The sequence below is a fragment of the Vibrio sp. 3-2(1) genome (assembly GCF_963887575.1).
In the GTDB taxonomy this organism is placed as follows: Bacteria; Pseudomonadota; Gammaproteobacteria; order Enterobacterales; family Vibrionaceae; genus Vibrio; species Vibrio anguillarum.
In genome coordinates, this window is the sequence record NZ_CAWPGB010000006.1 from 22,793 (window position 1) to 41,089 (window position 18,297).

General features: G+C 45.8%; 16 protein-coding genes. 3 read left to right on the top strand and 13 right to left on the bottom strand.

The window, feature by feature from the left end; genetic code table 11:
* Window positions 1-85 precede the first annotated feature (85 nt).
* The 13 genes from AACQ79_RS01835 to AACQ79_RS01895 form a co-directional block, all read right to left on the bottom strand.
* Window positions 86-559, bottom strand: a complete 474-nt coding sequence (locus AACQ79_RS01835; RefSeq protein WP_094150213.1) for a type II secretion system protein — start codon at window positions 557-559, stop codon at window positions 86-88.
* Between the two features lie 37 nt (window positions 560-596).
* Window positions 597-1,172, bottom strand: coding sequence for a prepilin-type N-terminal cleavage/methylation domain-containing protein (locus tag AACQ79_RS01840; RefSeq protein ID WP_010320593.1), 576 nt, complete (start codon window positions 1,170-1,172; stop codon window positions 597-599).
* Window positions 1,173-1,267: 95 nt separating this feature from the next.
* Window positions 1,268-1,729: an MSHA biogenesis protein MshF gene (locus AACQ79_RS01845; protein WP_170899646.1), complete on the bottom strand. Its 462-nt coding sequence runs from the start codon at window positions 1,727-1,729 to the stop codon at window positions 1,268-1,270.
* 10 nt (window positions 1,730-1,739) lie between these two features.
* Window positions 1,740-2,957 (bottom strand): type II secretion system F family protein, encoded by a 1,218-nt coding sequence (locus tag AACQ79_RS01850; RefSeq protein ID WP_013857883.1) that lies wholly within the window; start codon window positions 2,955-2,957, stop codon window positions 1,740-1,742.
* Between the two features lie 12 nt (window positions 2,958-2,969).
* Window positions 2,970-4,694, bottom strand: a complete 1,725-nt coding sequence (locus AACQ79_RS01855) for an ATPase, T2SS/T4P/T4SS family (protein ID WP_170899647.1) — start codon at window positions 4,692-4,694, stop codon at window positions 2,970-2,972.
* Window positions 4,684-5,829 carry a tetratricopeptide repeat protein gene (locus AACQ79_RS01860; RefSeq protein WP_170899648.1) on the bottom strand — a complete coding sequence of 382 codons (1,146 nt, stop codon included), beginning with the start codon at window positions 5,827-5,829 and terminating at the stop codon, window positions 4,684-4,686. The genes AACQ79_RS01855 and AACQ79_RS01860 overlap by 11 nt, the downstream gene beginning before the upstream one ends.
* Entirely contained in the window at window positions 5,826-6,671 is an 846-nt protein-coding gene (locus AACQ79_RS01865) for an ExeA family protein (RefSeq protein WP_170899649.1), read from the bottom strand. Before AACQ79_RS01865 ends, AACQ79_RS01860 begins: the two co-directional genes overlap by 4 nt.
* A gap of 5 nt (window positions 6,672-6,676) precedes the next feature.
* Complete coding sequence (gene mshL, locus AACQ79_RS01870) at window positions 6,677-8,305, bottom strand: pilus (MSHA type) biogenesis protein MshL (RefSeq protein ID WP_170899650.1); 1,629 nt, start codon at window positions 8,303-8,305, stop codon at window positions 6,677-6,679.
* A gap of 14 nt (window positions 8,306-8,319) precedes the next feature.
* Window positions 8,320-8,646, bottom strand: a complete 327-nt coding sequence (locus tag AACQ79_RS01875) for an MSHA biogenesis protein MshK (protein ID WP_017050664.1) — start codon at window positions 8,644-8,646, stop codon at window positions 8,320-8,322.
* Window positions 8,636-9,280 carry a type II secretion system protein GspM gene (gene gspM / locus AACQ79_RS01880; protein WP_017047102.1) on the bottom strand — a complete coding sequence of 215 codons (645 nt, stop codon included), beginning with the start codon at window positions 9,278-9,280 and terminating at the stop codon, window positions 8,636-8,638. The genes AACQ79_RS01875 and gspM overlap by 11 nt, the downstream gene beginning before the upstream one ends.
* Complete coding sequence (locus AACQ79_RS01885; protein WP_088731575.1) at window positions 9,277-10,719, bottom strand: MSHA biogenesis protein MshI; 1,443 nt, start codon at window positions 10,717-10,719, stop codon at window positions 9,277-9,279. Before AACQ79_RS01885 ends, gspM begins: the two co-directional genes overlap by 4 nt.
* A 12-nt stretch (window positions 10,720-10,731) precedes the next feature.
* On the bottom strand, window positions 10,732-12,720 hold the full coding sequence (csrD, locus tag AACQ79_RS01890) for an RNase E specificity factor CsrD (protein WP_170899651.1): 1,989 nt from the start codon (window positions 12,718-12,720) through the stop codon (window positions 10,732-10,734).
* Between the two features lie 129 nt (window positions 12,721-12,849).
* Window positions 12,850-13,383: a single-stranded DNA-binding protein gene (locus AACQ79_RS01895; RefSeq protein ID WP_013857892.1), complete on the bottom strand. Its 534-nt coding sequence runs from the start codon at window positions 13,381-13,383 to the stop codon at window positions 12,850-12,852.
* Between the two features lie 285 nt (window positions 13,384-13,668).
* On the opposite strand from AACQ79_RS01895, the gene AACQ79_RS01900 reads away from it, so the two are divergent.
* From AACQ79_RS01900 to uvrA, 3 genes are all read left to right on the top strand, one after another.
* Window positions 13,669-14,316, top strand: coding sequence for a LuxR C-terminal-related transcriptional regulator (locus AACQ79_RS01900; protein ID WP_047688160.1), 648 nt, complete (start codon window positions 13,669-13,671; stop codon window positions 14,314-14,316).
* Between the two features lie 117 nt (window positions 14,317-14,433).
* On the top strand, window positions 14,434-15,303 hold the full coding sequence (gene galU / locus AACQ79_RS01905) for a UTP--glucose-1-phosphate uridylyltransferase GalU (protein WP_013857894.1): 870 nt from the start codon (window positions 14,434-14,436) through the stop codon (window positions 15,301-15,303).
* A gap of 168 nt (window positions 15,304-15,471) precedes the next feature.
* A complete protein-coding gene (gene uvrA, locus AACQ79_RS01910) occupies window positions 15,472-18,294 on the top strand; it encodes an excinuclease ABC subunit UvrA (RefSeq protein ID WP_026029161.1) in 2,823 nt (940 codons plus the stop codon).
* Window positions 18,295-18,297 lie beyond the last annotated feature (3 nt).

The following is an 18,297-nucleotide window of genomic DNA, read 5'->3' on the forward strand; positions in this document are numbered from 1 at the left end:
ACTGATTTTTGTGGGTGAGAAATAACTAGCAGTAAAGGCCAGCAATGCTGGCCTTTACCTACAAGGCGATAACCCTACGCTTTTCTTACTTACAACTTACGATTTCAATCGTGGGCTCAGATGATGGCGTACTTGGAGTTACTGCGTATTTAACAAAACATTTACTAGAATCATCGCTACCCGTTTTGAAAGTATACGATATAGCGTCATTAGTAGTATTTGAACCTGATACAACTTTCCAATCACTATCCAAACCAGTCACGACTTTACCTATACCATTAGCACTTGCTTCAGGATAACCCCACACAACTTTTACTGCACCGCTAATACCACTAATAGCGACATCTGCTGCAGAGACAGACTCTTTACCATCAATTGCCGCTCGGCCATAAACAATGCCAGCGGCACCTTGCATCGCACCTTTTAGTCCTTGTAAAGAAGCATCACGCGCATCGCCTTGCAAATTCAAAAAACGTGGTGCAGCGGTGACGGCGAGAATGCCGAGAATAACAATCACAACCACAAGTTCGATTAGGGTGAAACCGTTTTGTCTTTTCATAGTTACTTTCTCTCTATGTTTTAATCAATGCGCAGACTTACTGCAAAGTGACGGTCACACGACCAGTTTTTATCTCATACACAAACTGGTGCGCGGTTCCGCCCTCTTTTTGCACATAAGTACAAGTGGCTTGACCGTCATCGGCTTGTGCTGAATATTTTACATTAGCGTTATTGGCTGCATTAGCGACTGTGTCAACTTTTGGTGGGTTTTGCAGCAAATTATCCATTAAATCAATACATGACTGATCCGTAATCGCCGCTGGATAACTGGTATTATCGGTATTGAGCGCCAACGGATAACCGTCCCTAAAACCGGTCGCGGCGCCACTGCTAGCTGTAGAGCGAGTCAGCCAGAAATTGACACCATCATAGTTGACGGTGTTTTGTTTTTCCGAGCCCAAAGTCACAGAGGTTCTTGCCTGAGCTTCCCACTGAGCACGCGCCGATAGAACACCTGTAGCAAAACCACCGGCAACCCCTTCGATGCTGGCTTTTTTCGCTTCATCGGTGACATCTAAAAAGCGGGGTAGCGCTGCAACGGCTAATAAGCCGACAACCACAATCACTACGACTAATTCAACTAAGGAAAAGCCCGTTTGTTTGTTATCCATGCTCTACCTATCTCTTTGTTATTACCGTGTATTATACGCACTTGTTCTCGCATCGCTACGGGGCGAGTGCCCATTTCACTGCTTATGTCGAAAACTCATGCTGAAAAATCGACGCTTACTGTAAACTTATCCCTTAAAAGTTCAATGGTTATCACCTGTTTTTGACTGTAAACATAGCGACATCGATACTGATTTGCTTGATGTGCCGACTCAATTGAAATCACTTTGCTTTCAAGCAGTTGTTCATCTGGGTATAGCAGGCTTAACCAATAACGACAATCTATACTTGATTCATTCTCAGCCAATGGTAATACCCAGCCCGCTGCACTCATATTGAGTAATCGACCATTCGCGATTAAAGTTGAGGGCCGCCCCTTTAATAACCAATCTTGCTTATAAAAATTGGCACTTTCTACGATTTTACTGCTCGCCATCGCTAATGCGGTTTGATTGGCTTCTTTTTCTATCGACTGCCATGCTGATAGCAAAGCCATCAAAAGAACAAAGACAATCAACCCCCAAATTACGAACTGAGAACGCTCTATCGCCGTTTTCATCTGACAACCTTTATCCTTTGATCGCGTCGAGCATTCCCCACATTGGCAAAAAGATGCCAAGTGCCAGCACCAACACCATAGCGGCAACAATCACCAATAAAATCGGCTCTATGCGCGCGGTGAGGGTTTTGAGATCGTAATCCACCTCTCTATCATAGAAGTCCGCGACTTCAAGTAGCAACTCATCGATGCGCCCTGTCTCTTCACCCACCGAAATCATCTGAATAACTAATGGCGTAAAAATATTGGCGTTTACGGCGGTGGTGGATACGCTTGTTCCCGCTTCAATGGCCGCTTTCATTTCTAATAGGCGAGATTCTAGAAATTTGTTATCCAACGCTTCGGCAGATAATGCTATCGATTGATTTAACGGCACCCCTGCTTTCAGCATCAAGGCAAAAGTTCGAGAAAAACGCGCCAATTGCGCTCGGTTCACTATACCGCCGACAATAGGCATTCTTAAGCGAAACTTATCCCACTTTTGACGCCCTGCGGCTGTGCTCAACCAAGCTCTGAAAGCAAATAAACACCCAAGCAATACGCCTATCATCATCGGCCAGTAGTTGACAAAGAAATCTGACATACCAATTAAAATGCGAGTTGGCAGCGGTAAATCAACCCCGAAACGGCTAAACATGCTAGTAAATTGTGGGATCACTTTAACGTTGAGAATGAACATCGCGACCAAAATAAAGCTGATGACAAAGCTCGGATAACGCATCGCCGTTTTGATCCGTTTACGAGTTTCGACTTCTTGCTCGTAGTAATGAGACAATTGCAGCAAGGCTTCATCAAGCCGCCCTGTGTTCTCACCGACGTGGATCATCGACACAAACAACGGGCTAAAGACTTTCGGGTACATCTGCATTGAGCTCGATAAACTGCGCCCGTTGGTTAGCTCATTGCTAACCGCTTCCAATGCTTCTTTAAGCTGTTTATTAGCACAATTTTGGATAAGTCCTTTCATCGAGCGCAGCAGCGGCACACCCGCCTTGGTCAAGCTGTAAAGCTGACGACAGAAGATCACCAACACCTCAAGTGGCACACTTGGGGTAAACAGCGATTTCCAATCAATCGAAAAATCAGCCCCTTGGTCTGACGAAATTAAGGTCGGAATCACGCCTTTGTTAAATAGCGCTTCCGCCGCGAGCTCTTCTGTCGGGGCATCAACATGCCCAGAGGTTTTGCTACCATCTAAATTTCGACCCTGATAACGATACGTTGGCATGAGTAACCTTAACTATAGATAGATGGCTTGAATGATGCCGGATGAATCACCTTCACCTAAGCTCATCACTTCATCTAAACTGACAACCCCTTGTAGCGCCAACTCCATCGCCGAAGCTAGCAGCGGTTTGTACTGCTTCGACTGACGAGCGGCTTGCGCAAAACTAACCGCATCGTTGGCGCGTAGCGCATCCATCATTTCATGTTCAAGTTCGAGCATTTCAAAAACCCCAATTCGCCCACGGTACCCCGTCAAATTGCAGTTCTGGCACCCACGTCCACGTGTAAAAGCCGCTTCAACTTGATTTGGGAAACGCACCATCAGCCACTGTTTGCGGGCTTCATCAACCTCATCCACCGCTTTACAATCGGGGCAAACTTTACGCACTAAACGTTGGGCAACCACAGCCCGCACGGCGCTGGCCACTAAATAACCCGGCGCGCCCATGTCCATCATGCGCAAGGCGCTATCAACCGCATCATTGGTGTGTAAGGTGCTCAACACTAAGTGGCCAGTTAAGGCCGCGCGCAAACCAATTTCAACGGTTTCTTGATCGCGCATCTCCCCGACTAGAATAATGTCTGGGTCTTGACGCAAAAAGGTTCTCAGCACCGTTGAGAAATCAAGGTCAATTTTAGGGTTGATTTGCACTTGGCTGATACGTGGCAATCGGTATTCAACCGGATCCTCGGCAGTAATGATTTTTTTGCCAGGAACATTGAGCTCTGATAACGCGCCGTATAGCGTCGTCGTTTTCCCTGAGCCGGTTGGGCCGGTCACTAAGATCATGCCGTGTGGACGTTTAAGTTGATGACGTAAACGCTGTAAAATATCGTCAGGAATACCCGACTCTTCCAGTTTACGAACTCCGGATGATTGGTTGAGTAAACGCATCACCACCGACTCACCGTATTGTACTGGCATGGTCGACATACGAATATCGACCGATTGGCCTTTGGCTCGGATATTAAAACGGCCATCTTGTGGGAGGCGTTTTTCTGAGATATCAAGATTGGCCATCAATTTTAAACGCAGCACTAAAGCCGAAGCGATGTTGGTTTCATTGAGTAGAGTTTCGTGTAATACCCCATCAATCCGCTGGCGCAAACGCAATACATTGGCATCAGGTTCGATATGAATATCAGACGCCCCAACCTGAATCGCATCTTCAAATAGAGAGTTGATGAGCTTAACAACGGTCACTTCATCGCTGTCATCATCACCGATATCGAAATCAAAGGCGGTATTGCCTTGGTGTTCCAGTTGTAGCTGCTCGGCAAAGGACGCAATCTCTTTAGTGCGGCGATAGTAACGATCAAACCCTTCAACCAATTGTTTTTCTGGAGCAATAACAAATTCAAAACTGTATTGGGGTAATTGAGTGAGCAGAGATTCTTGAGCAAACAGATCCGCCGGATCACTCATTGCGATGCGCAGCGTGTCACCATTTTTGCCAATGATTAAGGCGCGTAAACGGCGTGCATGCACTTCCGGGAGGATCTGCACTGCATCAATATCGACATTGGCTCGGCTGAGATCGATCAGCGGCAGCGAAAGTTGCTGCGATAAGAAGCTAAGCATCTGCTGCTCTGATAAAAAGCCGAGTTCGATCAGCGTGTCACCCAGTTTACGTCCACTGCGTTTTTGCGCAGCGAGCGCTTGTTCAACTTGATTTTCAGTGATGATCCCTTCTTCAACCAGCAGATCACCTAAGCGTTTTCGTAGCTTAATTTGCACTCGTACTCTCCTCTAAACTGCTTAGTACGACTAGGCGATCACGAATAAACAGTTGTGACTGACTCGAGAGGCCAACTTTCGCAAGCGCTTGTTGGTAGGTATATTTGGCCGCCTGAAAATCCATCGTGCGCTCTTGTGCTATCGCAAGCCCTAACCACCAGCGTGCGTTCTCAGCATCAAGCTTGACTAAGCGTTGATAGCTTTCTAATGCGAGTGAATCTTGCTTGGCTTTTTGTGCCAAGGCTGCCCTTAGCGAGAGATAATCGATCGAAGCATTGTCAGGTAAATGAACTAAAGGGGTTAACGCCGCTTCACTCTGCTTCTCTTTAATCAGTAATTTGGCTAACGCGATCCGCAAACTTTCTCCGTTATGATTGAGTTTTATACCGCTTTGTAAAATTTCAAAAGCTTTGCGCGCATCACCTTTGCCATAATAGAGCGCGGATAATTTTTGACGGGCGAGTTCATTTTCTGGGGTAAAGCGTAGCACTTCACTGTACGCATCCAGTGCCTCTTTGAGCTCATTGCTGTCCACGGCTTTATCAGCGCGACTCATTGCTTTTACCGCCAGTTGCTCTGGCGTCAAATCCACTTGTTCAATCAAAACACTTGAGATTTCTTGGCCACTTTCAGCACCGAGCGCGACCGCACTGTTAGAATACAACGGCTGTTGATTGGCTAAGGCCGAATCCTGTTTAACCGCCACTGTGGGCGTTGCTGAATTTGCCGTTTTTTTGTCCACTGCAACAACGGCAGTTTGGTAAACGGGACGATGAACTGGGACAATTTTGGTGGTCGGAGAAACAAGCGCAGGCGAAGTGCTTCGCTCATCAACCTCTAACAACAGGCTCTTAGGTTCATTAACTATCGCTTGATTGGCCAGTGTTTGACTGACTACTGTTTGGCTGACCATAGTTTGACTGACCATAGTTTGGTCAACCGCAGCTTGGTCAACCATAGCTTGCTGCTGTGACACCGCCCATCCACCGACCGCTAAGCTGGCAGCAAACCCGGCTACCATCCACAACCAAGCGCGGCTGCGTTTTACTTTCGCAACTTGCGCTGGTTGCAAGTTCACCACCGATTGGCGTTGCGCTTGTGCCAGTTTTGATAGTGCATCGTTCATCGCACTCATGATTGACTCCATCCCCACATAAAAGGGCGTTTAAACTTAGGCTTACAGGTATCAAACGTATCGTGAATCGCTGTAAATAGGTGCTGATTGCGAATCGTGCTGTCGTTTTGCGTAAAAGCCAGCAACAGGGCTTTGTGACACACTTGGTTAATCAAACGAGGGGTACCATAACTGGCTCGCCACAACGCTTTTTTCTGTTCAAGATTAAACAGTTGCGCATCACCTCCGGCTTTGCTCAAGCGGCTCTCGATATAAGCGACTGTTTCATCTAAAGAGAGCGGCCGCAGATAAGCGCTAAAAGTAATTCGTTGACGAAATTGGCGCAGATGGTGCTGCGCTAAACGCTCATCGAGCTCTGGTTGGCCAATCAACACCAGTTGCAACAACTTTGTGTATTCTGTTTCTAAATTGCCGAATAAACGCAGCACTTCTAATGCATCGTCTGGTAACGCTTGTGCTTCATCAACAATCGCGACAACTCGTTTCCCCTGCTGCTTTAGCGCAATCAATTGCCGCTGAATACGATCAACAATATCCGCATCATCTTGCTTATTAAGGCCTAGTTCGCTGGCGACAGCTTGGCGAAGTTCTCGACCATTAAGCGCTGGGTTGGGTAAGTAAATCAGTGCAATATGATCGTGTAAATGATTGATCAACATGCGACACACCATGGTTTTTCCGGTCCCTACTTCTCCGGTTATTTTGATCACCCCTTCGCCTAAATCAATGGCGGCACTCACGGTTTGAATCGCCTCGTAATGTGGCGCTAAGCCTAAAAACAGTGACGTGTTAGGCGTGAGATGAAAAGGCAGTTGGTCAAAACCAAAGTGCTCAAGATACATGCTGTTTATTCTTCGTCTGTGAACCACTCCTGCAGTAGTTCACGCGAGCGTTCGAGCTCTTTTTGCCACGTATTAACACCCACAACGGTTGGTTTAAGCAAAATCACCAATTCGGTTTTCTCAGTCAGCTCAGAGGTGTTACGAAACAGATATCCTAAACCGGGTAAATCTCCCAAAAAAGGGACTTTAGATACTTGATTAGAGGTGTTGGATTTCATTAATCCACCAATCACCACCACATCACCATCTTGCGCGCGGATCACCGAGTCTGATTCGCGGATCGTACTGCGCGCTAATGGCAACACAATTTGGTTGCCTGCATATTCAATTTGTTTCTTCTGCTCGTCGACTTCAATCACAGCAGGGTGCACGTGCAATAGCACATTGCCTTGGTCATCAATTTGTGGCGTCACGTCGAGCGAGATACCCGAGAAAAAAGGCGTGAGTTGGATATCCGGTGCAACATTGGAGTTATCGCCATTGCCAACCACACCCGTTACATCAGTGACATAGTATTCATCGGTGCCGACTTTGATCACCGCTTTTTGGTTATTAGCCGCGGTGACTCTTGGACTGGATAGGACATTCAAATCCCCTTGAGTTCCCATGAAGTTAAGCACTGCTTTAAAGCTACCATCTGAAATGGTGACATTGGTTTGGCCTTGCAACAGAGTGCCAATCGCATCCATCCCCGGCAGTAACGAAGCCGCACTACCGACTTTATCAATCACAACATCACCATTGCCAAAGGACATATTTGACCAATTGATCCCTTGCTGGTAACCATCGCTCAAGGTGACTTCTAAAATTTTCGCTTCAAGGATCACTTGTCGCTGCAGACGTTGCTGAGAAATGCCAAGGAAGTTACGCACTTCGCGAATTTCATCGGGGTAAGCGCGAATCGTAATGACACTGGCTTGTGGCGTGACAACAACGCCTTGACCTTTGCCCGAGCCAATCAGCTGTGCAACGGCTTTTTCAAGCTGCGGCCAGAAATCGCTTTCACTGGTGGTTTCAATTTCCGTTCCACCTTTCGAATTACTGGATGAGTTACTCGAATTGGAATTAGAACTGGAATTTGAGCTAGAACTACTCGAGGAACTAGAACCGGTATCCGTATTAGTGATCGTACCGGTGGTGATGGAAGTTAAAGAACGGCCCGTACGTTTAAGTTGTAAATAATCGACCGGGATAGTCACAGTACGCAGACCTGATGGGTAAACCTGAATCACTTTACCCTTTTTAATAATTTCATAGCCATACATGTCACGAACGACGGCCAATACATCATCCAAAGTCACGTCGGTTAGATTTACCGTTACACTTCCAGTAACTTCAGGGTGGATGGCGGCACTAAACTCAGTTCCTTTCACTAAACTGGCAAAAAATACCCTTGCATCCACATTATCAGCTTGGATACGAAAGCGTTTAACCGTTTCTTGACTGCGCGCTGTGATTCCCTCAATGTCAGGCATCAAGTCAGCTTCTACGGAGGCCGGTAGAACGGCTAGATTTCGGCTGTTGGCTTCATTAATCGCCTGATTCAAAGACTGTTTCATCTCAACTGGATCGCGATGCCCCATAGAACAGCCCATTAAGGATACGATGACTACGCCTAATACGATTTTACGCATACGATTTCTATACCTTACTGCTTGATGTCCAGAGAAAAGAGGCCTAAATCCCACGTCTTTCCTCTGCGAGAAAGGGTCACTTGCTGTGGTTCAATGGCTTCTACTGTGTAGCCAAATAGCGACTCTCCGATACCAACCACTTGATCGTTAAGCACTGCCACACAAGGTATGGTTTGTTGGCATACAATACTTTGCAACCTAGGTAGCGGGTAACTCTCTATTTTATTGACAGGTGATGCGCTCTCACTCGCCCAACCTAATGGCGCGGTAGGATCTTGCGCTGCCCAACTACTGCATACAAAACACATCAACAGCAGTGAAAAAACGGATCTAACCACCAATAAACTCCTGTCTAATGCCTAATGTGTACACTTCCATAATGACTCTGGCTTGGGGGTAATTTTCTACCTTGTATTGGAAATGACGCCAATAATACTTCATCGGTAAACTTTCTAAATTGGTCAAATAATTCAATATCGCGAAGTAATTACCGGTGAACTCCAATCTCACAGGATGAACATAATAGCCTGAATATTCAGATGATTGGTTGTTATTTGCAATCGGCTCTGCTGCTAATGACTCCATGGAGACCAACGTCAACTCTGGGCTGGTTGCCAAAACACTTTCAAGCAATTGCGCCATCTTCGCGGGTGTAATCAGTGAATCAACCAATGCTGCCAGCTCAAGCGAGAGAGTTTGGCTCTGCGCCATTAACTGTTTGAATTCTAGATTGATCTCTTGATTCGGATCTTTATTAAGCTTAGCAGTCAATAACAGAATTTCACCTTGCATTCGCTGGTTCATCTGCTCAACAGACTGAAGCTGTAACCGATTAGCCGCCACCGATTTCATCGCGGGTTCAAGTAACAAGCTAAACAAGAGCAGTGTAATCACCACTAAGCCACACAGGGCGATCAACATTTTTTCACGCGAACTGATGGCTAAGAATTTGTTGCTGATACTCTGCCAATTCATTGGCTATCCTCCGCTTTAGTTTTAAGCTCAAAGATGAGAATGCCTTGCTCATTGCGCGCAATTTTTAACTTTTCAAAACTACGTCCCACTAGGTTCAGTTCGCTTTTAAACTGACTTAGCCAGTTTGGAATATCTTTCGCCTCTCTGGCTAAGCCTTGCAAATCGAGCTGCTCATGATGGATGGTAATGGTCGTTAATGAAATATCATCACGGCTGAGTGTGGCTAGCGAACGCATGACTCCTGAGTAACCGACCTGTTGTGATTGGTCAAACTCATTAATCGAATCCAATGTGGCTTGTTTGCCCTTAATTTGCTGCTTCAAACGCTCAATCGCCGCCATTTTTTCAACCGATGGCTTATGCTTGTCAACTTTCTGTTTGGTCGTTTCTAATTCAGCAGCAAGGACTTGATTTTGCGCTTGTTTGGCTTGTAGCTGCTGTTTCAATTGACTATTTTGCCATTGATAACTGGCATAGGCCAATAGCATCACTAAAGCGACAATGCCCCAAATCGCGCAGACCATGGACAGTGAAAAATACTCTTTCTTCGGCTTAAGATGCGCCGGGTATAAGTTGAGCATTGAATCGTCAATGCGAGTCACTTGCTCCACCAGCAGATGTGCCGAACTCGGTAACCGCTCATCAAGCAGGGAAACTTTGACATTTAGGCGTTCATTTAATGCATCGACCAACTCTTGCTGCGCTTCTTCATCACACAGCACTTTTAGCTGATGTAATGAGGCACCTTTAAGCTGCGAGGAAAGGTAATCAATCGAACGTTGCAGTTCTAACGCTAAACCATCGAGCTGTAAAACCGAGCTGGCGACACCAGTAATGGGAGAGACAACACCTCTCATCGTTCGTTGAAAACAGCATTTTCGATCCACAAATGCGTCAAACTTAAAACTGCTGTTTTTACTGCGCTGTAGCAGCAAAAAATGTTCAAGATCACCGGCACTTCTCGCCCACACTTCATCTTCGGGAATTACTTTGCCTAACTCTAAACCCATCGCACTCAGTTGCGACGCCACTTCCAATACCGTGCGTTTTGAGACCACGTAGGCTTGAATTTTATTATCTGCGGGTAACGGAAAAGCATCAGCGATGATGTCAGTGACTTTCTCTGTCACCAGATCTTTCAATAAAAATGGCAGGGCGACTGACCACTCTTCTTTGGGTAACTGCGGTTTTTCTATTTGATAAGTTTGATAAAAATGAGCGTGGAGGACAAGGTTAATTACCGTACCCTTGATGTTGAGCGGTTTGAGTGCGTGAAAGAGTACCTGTTGCCACGTTGCACCATCAAGCGGGATCTCTGTCGGCAAAGTCGCATCATCCAAAGCCGAGAAATAGAGAGCATCAGGCCTTACGACAACGAACAATTGCCGCAACGTCGCTTTAGATGGTTTTAATTTATCAATCAGTGACTGAAGATTCATATAGGTTCGCTTTTATTTTTTACGCCAACGATTTCTTCGCCCTAAGGTCACGCTAGGGCTAATTATTTTCTCAGGTAACAAAGGCTGTTCTTCTTCAAACAGTCGGCCTTGCCCACCATGAATGCCTAGGTTTTTTAGCGTTTGCCACTCTTGCTCTGTTTCGACACCGACCGCAATAACTTGAGTCTGAGTACCGCCACAAGCACCGATCATGCTACGAACAAACAGCTGATTTTCATGCCGTTGGTCTATTTTCTTCATTAAACTGCGGTGTAACTTAAGGAAATCAATCTTAAGATCTTTTATGTAGTGAGTGCTGACAATCGTTCTGCCAGCCTGCCCTACGATTACCTTAGCACCGAGGCCGGAGATCATCTTAATAACGGGGCGCATATAATCGAGATGCTGTACTAACCGACCTTCAGGAAACTCAAAGGAGAGCTGCGATCGGCTACTCGAGGTAAGTTGCAACAATTCATGCCGGAACCACTTAAAATACGACTTATCGGCGAATGGGACGACATGCAAGTTCACTGACACATTGACCTTAACTTCAGAGCGTTTGAGCAAACGAACCACCTGCAGCAACACGGCTCGATCCATCACCATTTCATAACCTACAGTTTCTAAAGCAGAATGAAAGCGAGAGGCTTTTATGACACCTTGTTCTGGATCATCAATACGCGCAAACAACTCATCGTGCAGCCATACTAAATCATTCGTCTTTTCAAGCAAATAGCAAGGTTGACGGAATAAAATCATTTTCTCAGGCGTCAGCACCTGATCAAACAAAGTTCGCCAACGCACACTGCCGCGTTCCTCTTGGAAAAAAGTACTCTTTTTAAAGCGGCTCCACGTATTCACTCGCTGTAACTGAGCACTTTTTAAGGCCGTTTCTGCCTCATCCAACACTCGACCACGCCGCTCGCCTTCGCTGTACATACTGATACCTATATGGCACCAGTTTTCTTTATCGAGCGGCTCAGGAGGCGATATGCGCGCTAAAAGCTTCAAACATTGTGTAGCAATAGAAGCGACCTCTTTTACCCCTTGGTGCGGCACAAAAATGGCAAAATCGGTATCGTAATAGCGAGATAAAATAACATCCGGGTAACGCTGTATGACGTTAGAGATGTTCTCCCCGACTTCCACAACGAGATCATCCGCTGCTTTTTTATCATTTTCTTCGCACAGAGAATCCCAATCATCGATACGCACTAACAAAACGCCACCACGCGCGCCATTCTCTAACAAGGCTGATTCCAATTTGCTATCAAAAAGGACACGGTTGGCCGTACCCGTCAACTTATCTAAGAAGGTTTGGGTCCGGATAAAAGTATCAAAGCGGCTACGCTCTTGACGAGCATCTTGCAGCTCATCAATCAGGACATCAAGCGCCTCACTCGCCGTATAAGGCCACTCGCGGTGATCACCTTTGGCGTACTGCTCCACTCGACCGGCGAGAATCATTCGCCCTCGCTCCTCCAACAATTCAGTTCCAAGCAATTGCTCTTTAAGCCACTTTACCCCACGAATCAAACAAAACACGATGAGACCAACTGCCAACGTAATAGACCACATGGCACCCAATGAGTAGCTATAACTGAGATAGGGAGGAACGGCTTTAAAGCTGATGCTGTAGCCTGGATTACGTTCAAGGATAATATCAATATGGTACAAACGGGCAGGGTCGACTTTGGACGAGGTATCTTTAAAACGGTAAATAACGCCAGCTGGTGAAGAGAGCTGCATTTCAACAATGCTACTGGCTTGCAACATTTTGGGCATCCAACGTTGCAATGAATAAGCGGCATCAGGATCTTCTATTTCTTTATCGACTACCTCCACAATTCCTGCTAGGTAGTGATTGAGATATTCTTGTCCAAGCCGTTGAAAAGACAAAGTTCCACCAATAAACAAAATGAACATTGCACTGGTTACGATAAGCGTAACAAAAGCCACTAACCGAGTACTCAGTTTCAGTGTTGGTGTATACCGCATGAATGCTGAATTCCTTTTCAACGTAAACTTTGTCGATCACTAAGCTGTGCTGACAAATAAGAAAATGCTAATAGTGATAACTATATAAAAAAGCCGCGGTTTTCGCGGCTTTTTTCGACATTCGAACGTTTAGAATGGGATGTCGTCATCAAAATCCATTGGTGGTTCATTATACTGAGGTTGAGCCTGTTGAGGAGCTGACTGCTGTTGCTGTGGTTGCTTTTGCATCGCAGGCTGCTGAGGTTGCCCCCATCCGCCACCTTGTTGCTGTTGTTGTGGCATTCCACCTTGCGCTGGAGCACCACCTTGAGCACGGCCACCCAACATTTGCATCACACCATTAAAACCTTGTACGACAACTTCGGTGGTATAACGATCTTGTCCGCTTTGATCTTGCCACTTACGAGTTTGTAGCTGACCTTCAATGTACACTTGTGAACCTTTACGTAAGTATTCACCAGCCACTTCGGCTAATTTGCCAAACAGCGCAACACGGTGCCATTCGGTTTTTTCGCGTTGCTCACCAGTTGCTTTATCACGCCATGAATCTGACGTTGCAATGGTGATATTTGCCACAGCAGCGCCACCAGGCATATAACGAATTTCTGGGTCGTTACCTAGGTTACCCACTAAAATAACTTTATTTACTCCACGGCTTGCCATGTTTTGCTCCGTCTTCCATCATGAGTGTTCTTTAAATAGCTGACTAGGATACCACGCTTTATGCGAGGCACAAATCTTCACAGAAATAGTTGTCAAAATTCATCTCACAATCTTGCTCAATTTCCTATTTTTTAGAACCGCCACATCTAATTTAAGGATGACAAAACACTCAGTTACCTTACTATATGAAACTAAGCGCAATTTTATTTATCTCGTTGGCTTTATAACCTAATTTCCGTCATTTTCTAGACAGTTGTCTAACATTCTCGTCAACAGGAAGTGACCATGAGAAAAACAAACTATACCCGCACCATTTACTTTCTTTGCTTAGATAAAGAGCAAGAGCACCCTTATATTGACCATTTAACCGATCGGCTTGGACTGCCCATTCCAAAAATTGAGCCTGAAATCCTGCGCCAAACGTATTGTCCAGATAAACACAAAATATTGATGATTGACCATGCCGATTATGCGCTACTGCAGCAACGCTTGGGAAACTGCCCATTAAGCAGTCAGCATCATGAAACGATCCTTATCAATGTGTTGCAAAGATTAACCACGAATGACTTATTAACCTTTGGCCATTTAAAGGGGCTATTTTATAAAAATGACACCCTAGATAAAATTGCATTTGGGCTTGGTGAAATCATTAACGGACAAAATTGGCTACCCAGACACGCTGTAAGCCAGTTACTGCACTACTATCGCTACGCGTTTGAATCCCATACTGCTCAAGTGATTACAGACTTAACCGCCCGCGAAATACAGATCCTCCGCTGCTTACAAACTGGCGCATCGAATAACCAAATGTCGGAAGATTTATTCATCAGTGAATTCACGGTCAAATCACATCTCTACCAAATATTCAAAAAGCTATCGGTCAAAAATAGGGTCCAAGCGATTGCGTGGGCCAATCAAAATATTCTGTCTTAATTATGTGCTTTCACGCAGAATTTAACTGAGTTCACCGCTTTAGTGGTGATAGCGTTTCATAAAGCATGATAAGGTTGCGCCATCAATTAACAATTCAAATAAAAATAAGGTTATAGCATGATCAAAAAATGCCTATTCCCAGCCGCTGGCTACGGTACACGTTTTCTTCCAGCGACCAAATCAATGCCTAAAGAGATGATGCCAGTCGTCAATAAACCCTTGATCGAATATGGTGTTGAAGAGGCGATTCAAGCTGGAATGACCGGAATGTGTATTGTGACTGGGCGTGGAAAACACTCGATCATGGATCACTTCGATAAAAACTATGAGCTAGAGCATCAAATTAGTGGCACCAACAAAGAAGAGCTACTGGTTGATATTCGTGAAATCATTGATACCGCCAACTTCACCTACATTCGTCAACGTGAAATGAAAGGTTTAGGCCATGCGATTTTAACGGGTCGAGAATTAGTCGGCGATGAACCTTTTGCGGTGGTGCTGGCCGATGACTTATGTGTCAATCAAGAAAAAGGGGTTTTGGCACAAATGGTCGCTCTGTATAAACAGTTCCGCTGCTCAATTGTTGCCGTTCAAGAAGTGCCTGAAAATGAAACACATAAATACGGTGTTATTTCCGGTGAAATGATCAAAGACGATCTGTTCCGAGTGGATGACATGGTTGAAAAACCAGAACCAGGCACCGCACCAAGCAATTTAGCCATCATTGGTCGCTACATTTTAACCCCAGATATTTTTGATCTGATTGAGCAAACAGAGCCGGGTAAAGGTGGCGAAATTCAAATTACCGACGCGCTACTCAAACAAGCGCAATCAGGCTGTGTATTGGCGTATAAATTCAAAGGCCAACGCTTTGACTGTGGTAGCGTAGAAGGCTATATCGAAGCCACTAACTACTGCTTTGAAAACATGTACAAAAAGAACGAACAAAAAGTCGCGTTGGATAAGCATTCGACTCATAAAGCTTAAGTAACCGAATGCGTTAGTCACCTAATGCTTTAGTAACCTAGCGCCTCCCCAATAAAAACCACGGCAAGTCCCGTGGTTTTTATTTACTGTTTTTTTATCCAGTACCTATTTGCACAAAACTCACACTATGCAATACTTGCTTAACTTGTGTTACATAGAGCCTAGATGATGGACAAAATTGAAGTTAGGGGCGCTCGAACCCACAACCTGAAAAATATCAACCTGACCATTCCACGCGATAAATTAACGGTGATTACAGGGCTATCAGGCTCGGGGAAGTCGTCTCTCGCCTTTGATACACTCTACGCAGAGGGCCAACGTCGCTATGTTGAATCGCTGTCTGCCTATGCACGCCAATTTTTATCTTTGATGGAAAAACCGGATGTTGACCATATTGAAGGTCTTTCACCGGCTATCTCTATTGAACAAAAATCAACCTCGCATAACCCTCGTTCTACGGTTGGCACCATTACTGAAGTTTATGACTACTTACGTCTGCTTTATGCGCGAGTCGGTGAGCCGCGCTGCCCAGAGCACAAAGTTCCACTTCGCGCTCAAACCATCAGCCAAATGGTTGATAAGGTGTTGGAATTAGCTGAAGGCTCAAAACTGATGCTACTTGCACCGATTGTGAAAGAGCGTAAAGGTGAACACGTTAAAACACTGGAAAACTTGGCCGCGCAAGGTTTTATCCGTGCCCGAATTGATGGTGAAACGTGCGATCTGACTGATCCACCAACCCTTGAGCTGCACAAAAAGCACACCATTGAAGTGGTGGTTGATCGCTTTAAAGTTCGTCCTGACCTACAGCAGCGCCTAGCCGAATCCTTTGAGACAGCGCTCGAGTTGTCAGGCGGTATTGCTGTGGTTACTGATATGGATGGTGAAGGCGAACAGATTGTATTCTCAGCCAATTTTGCTTGTCCACACTGTGGCTACAGTATGCAGGAGTTAGAGCCTCGGCTGTTCTCATTTAATAACCCAGCGGGCGCATGCCACACCTGTGATGGTTTAGGCGTACAACAATATTTTGACCCTGAACGCGTTATCCAAGATAGCCAACTCAGCCTCGCGCAAGGAGCGATTCGTGGCTGGGATCAGAAAAATTACTACTACTTCCAGATGCTCACGTCACTCGCTGCGCATTATGATTTTGATTTACACACCCCATTTAACAAACTGCCTAAAAAGGTTCAGGAAATCATCTTGAAAGGCTCGGGGAAAACTGAGATTGAGTTTAACTACATTAATGACCGTGGTGATATTCGGGTTAAACGCCATCCGTTTGAAGGCATTCTCAATACACTTGAACGGCGTTATCGCGATACAGAATCTAACTCTGTCCGTGAAGATTTGGTGAAATACATCTCGACTAAGCCTTGTACCAGTTGTAATGGCACCCGTTTACGCATCGAAGCTCGCAACGTATTTATCAATGACACCGCGCTCCCGGAAGTGGTGGAACTGAGCATTGCCGATGCCTTGCAATTTTTTCAATCTCTTGATTTAGAAGGCCAACGAGCACAAATTGCTGAAAAAGTAATGAAAGAGATCAATGACCGTTTGCATTTCCTCGTCAACGTTGGGTTGAATTATCTCAACCTTTCTCGGAGTGCTGAAACCCTGTCAGGAGGCGAAGCACAACGGATTCGCTTAGCGAGCCAAATTGGCGCTGGACTCGTTGGGGTAATGTACGTCTTAGATGAGCCATCGATTGGGCTCCACCAGCGTGATAACGAACGGCTATTAAAAACGCTCACGCATTTGCGCGATCTAGGCAACACGGTATTGGTTGTAGAGCATGACGAAGACGCAATTCGTATGGCCGATCATGTAATTGATATTGGCCCTGGCGCTGGTGTGCATGGTGGACAAGTCGTCGCAGAAGGGAATGTGAATGACATAATTTCCAACCCTAATTCGCTCACAGGACAGTACCTGAGCGGCGCGAAAAAAATTGCGATTCCTACCGTGCGTACCCCGAGAGATCCCAAGAAAACGGTGGAGCTTATCGGCGCGTCGGGTAACAACCTCAAGACGGTTGATTTATCAATTCCTGTTGGCTTATTTAGCTGCGTAACCGGAGTTTCAGGCTCCGGTAAATCAACCTTAATTAATGATACCTTTTTTAAAATTGCTCATACGGCCTTAAATGGAGCCACCACAGCAACGCCTGCTCCATATCAAAAAATCAAAGGGTTAGAGCATTTTGATAAGGTCATCGACATTGACCAGAGCCCGATAGGCCGAACTCCCCGCTCAAACCCGGCCACCTATACGGGCATTTTCACACCGATCCGTGAGCTATTCTCGGGCACTCAAGAGTCTCGCTCTCGAGGCTATAAACCGGGTCGTTTTAGCTTTAACGTTCGCGGTGGACGCTGCGAAGCATGCCAAGGTGATGGTGTGATTAAGGTTGAAATGCACTTTTTACCCGATGTTTACGTGCCATGCGATGTGTGTAAGGGCAAACGCTATAATCGTGAAACATTGGAAGTCCGCTACAAAGGCAAAGCGATTGATGAAGTGTTGGAGATGACCGTCGAAGATGCTTACGCTTTTTTTGAACCCGTACCGATGATCGCTCGCAAACTCAAAACTTTGATTGACGTGGGTTTATCCTACATACGCCTCGGACAAGCGGCGACGACATTGTCAGGGGGCGAAGCTCAACGCGTCAAACTGGCTCGTGAACTATCAAAACGCGATACAGGAAAAACCTTGTACATTTTGGATGAGCCAACGACAGGCTTACACTTCCATGATATCCAACAGCTCTTGACCGTACTGCATCGCCTACGCGACCACGGCAATACCGTGGTGGTGATTGAACACAACTTAGATGTGATTAAAACCGCAGACTGGGTGATCGACTTAGGGCCAGAAGGTGGACAAGGCGGCGGCGAAATTATTGCTCAAGGAACGCCCGAAGATGTGGCGCAGATCGAAGGTTCACACACAGCACGCTTTCTTAAGCCTATGTTGAAATAGAAA

Excerpts from the sequence above, each read along its gene's own strand:
- AACQ79_RS01835 (WP_094150213.1), bottom strand. The coding sequence starts at position 559 with ATGAAAAGACAAAACGGTTTCACCCTAATCGAACTTGTGGTTGTGATT.
- AACQ79_RS01840 (WP_010320593.1), bottom strand. The coding sequence starts at position 1,172 with ATGGATAACAAACAAACGGGCTTTTCCTTAGTTGAATTAGTCGTAGTG.
- AACQ79_RS01845 (WP_170899646.1), bottom strand. The coding sequence starts at position 1,729 with ATGAAAACGGCGATAGAGCGTTCTCAGTTCGTAATTTGGGGGTTGATT.
- AACQ79_RS01850 (WP_013857883.1), bottom strand. The coding sequence starts at position 2,957 with ATGCCAACGTATCGTTATCAGGGTCGAAATTTAGATGGTAGCAAAACC.
- AACQ79_RS01860 (WP_170899648.1), bottom strand. The coding sequence starts at position 5,829 with ATGAGTGCGATGAACGATGCACTATCAAAACTGGCACAAGCGCAACGC.
- AACQ79_RS01865 (WP_170899649.1), bottom strand. The coding sequence starts at position 6,671 with ATGTATCTTGAGCACTTTGGTTTTGACCAACTGCCTTTTCATCTCACG.
- mshL (WP_170899650.1), bottom strand. The coding sequence starts at position 8,305 with ATGCGTAAAATCGTATTAGGCGTAGTCATCGTATCCTTAATGGGCTGT.
- gspM (WP_017047102.1), bottom strand. The coding sequence starts at position 9,280 with ATGAATTGGCAGAGTATCAGCAACAAATTCTTAGCCATCAGTTCGCGT.
- AACQ79_RS01885 (WP_088731575.1), bottom strand. The coding sequence starts at position 10,719 with ATGAATCTTCAGTCACTGATTGATAAATTAAAACCATCTAAAGCGACG.
- csrD (WP_170899651.1), bottom strand. The coding sequence starts at position 12,720 with ATGCGGTATACACCAACACTGAAACTGAGTACTCGGTTAGTGGCTTTT.
- AACQ79_RS01895 (WP_013857892.1), bottom strand. The coding sequence starts at position 13,383 with ATGGCAAGCCGTGGAGTAAATAAAGTTATTTTAGTGGGTAACCTAGGT.
- AACQ79_RS01900 (WP_047688160.1), top strand. The coding sequence starts at position 13,669 with ATGAGAAAAACAAACTATACCCGCACCATTTACTTTCTTTGCTTAGAT.
- galU (WP_013857894.1), top strand. The coding sequence starts at position 14,434 with ATGATCAAAAAATGCCTATTCCCAGCCGCTGGCTACGGTACACGTTTT.
- uvrA (WP_026029161.1), top strand. The coding sequence starts at position 15,472 with ATGGACAAAATTGAAGTTAGGGGCGCTCGAACCCACAACCTGAAAAAT.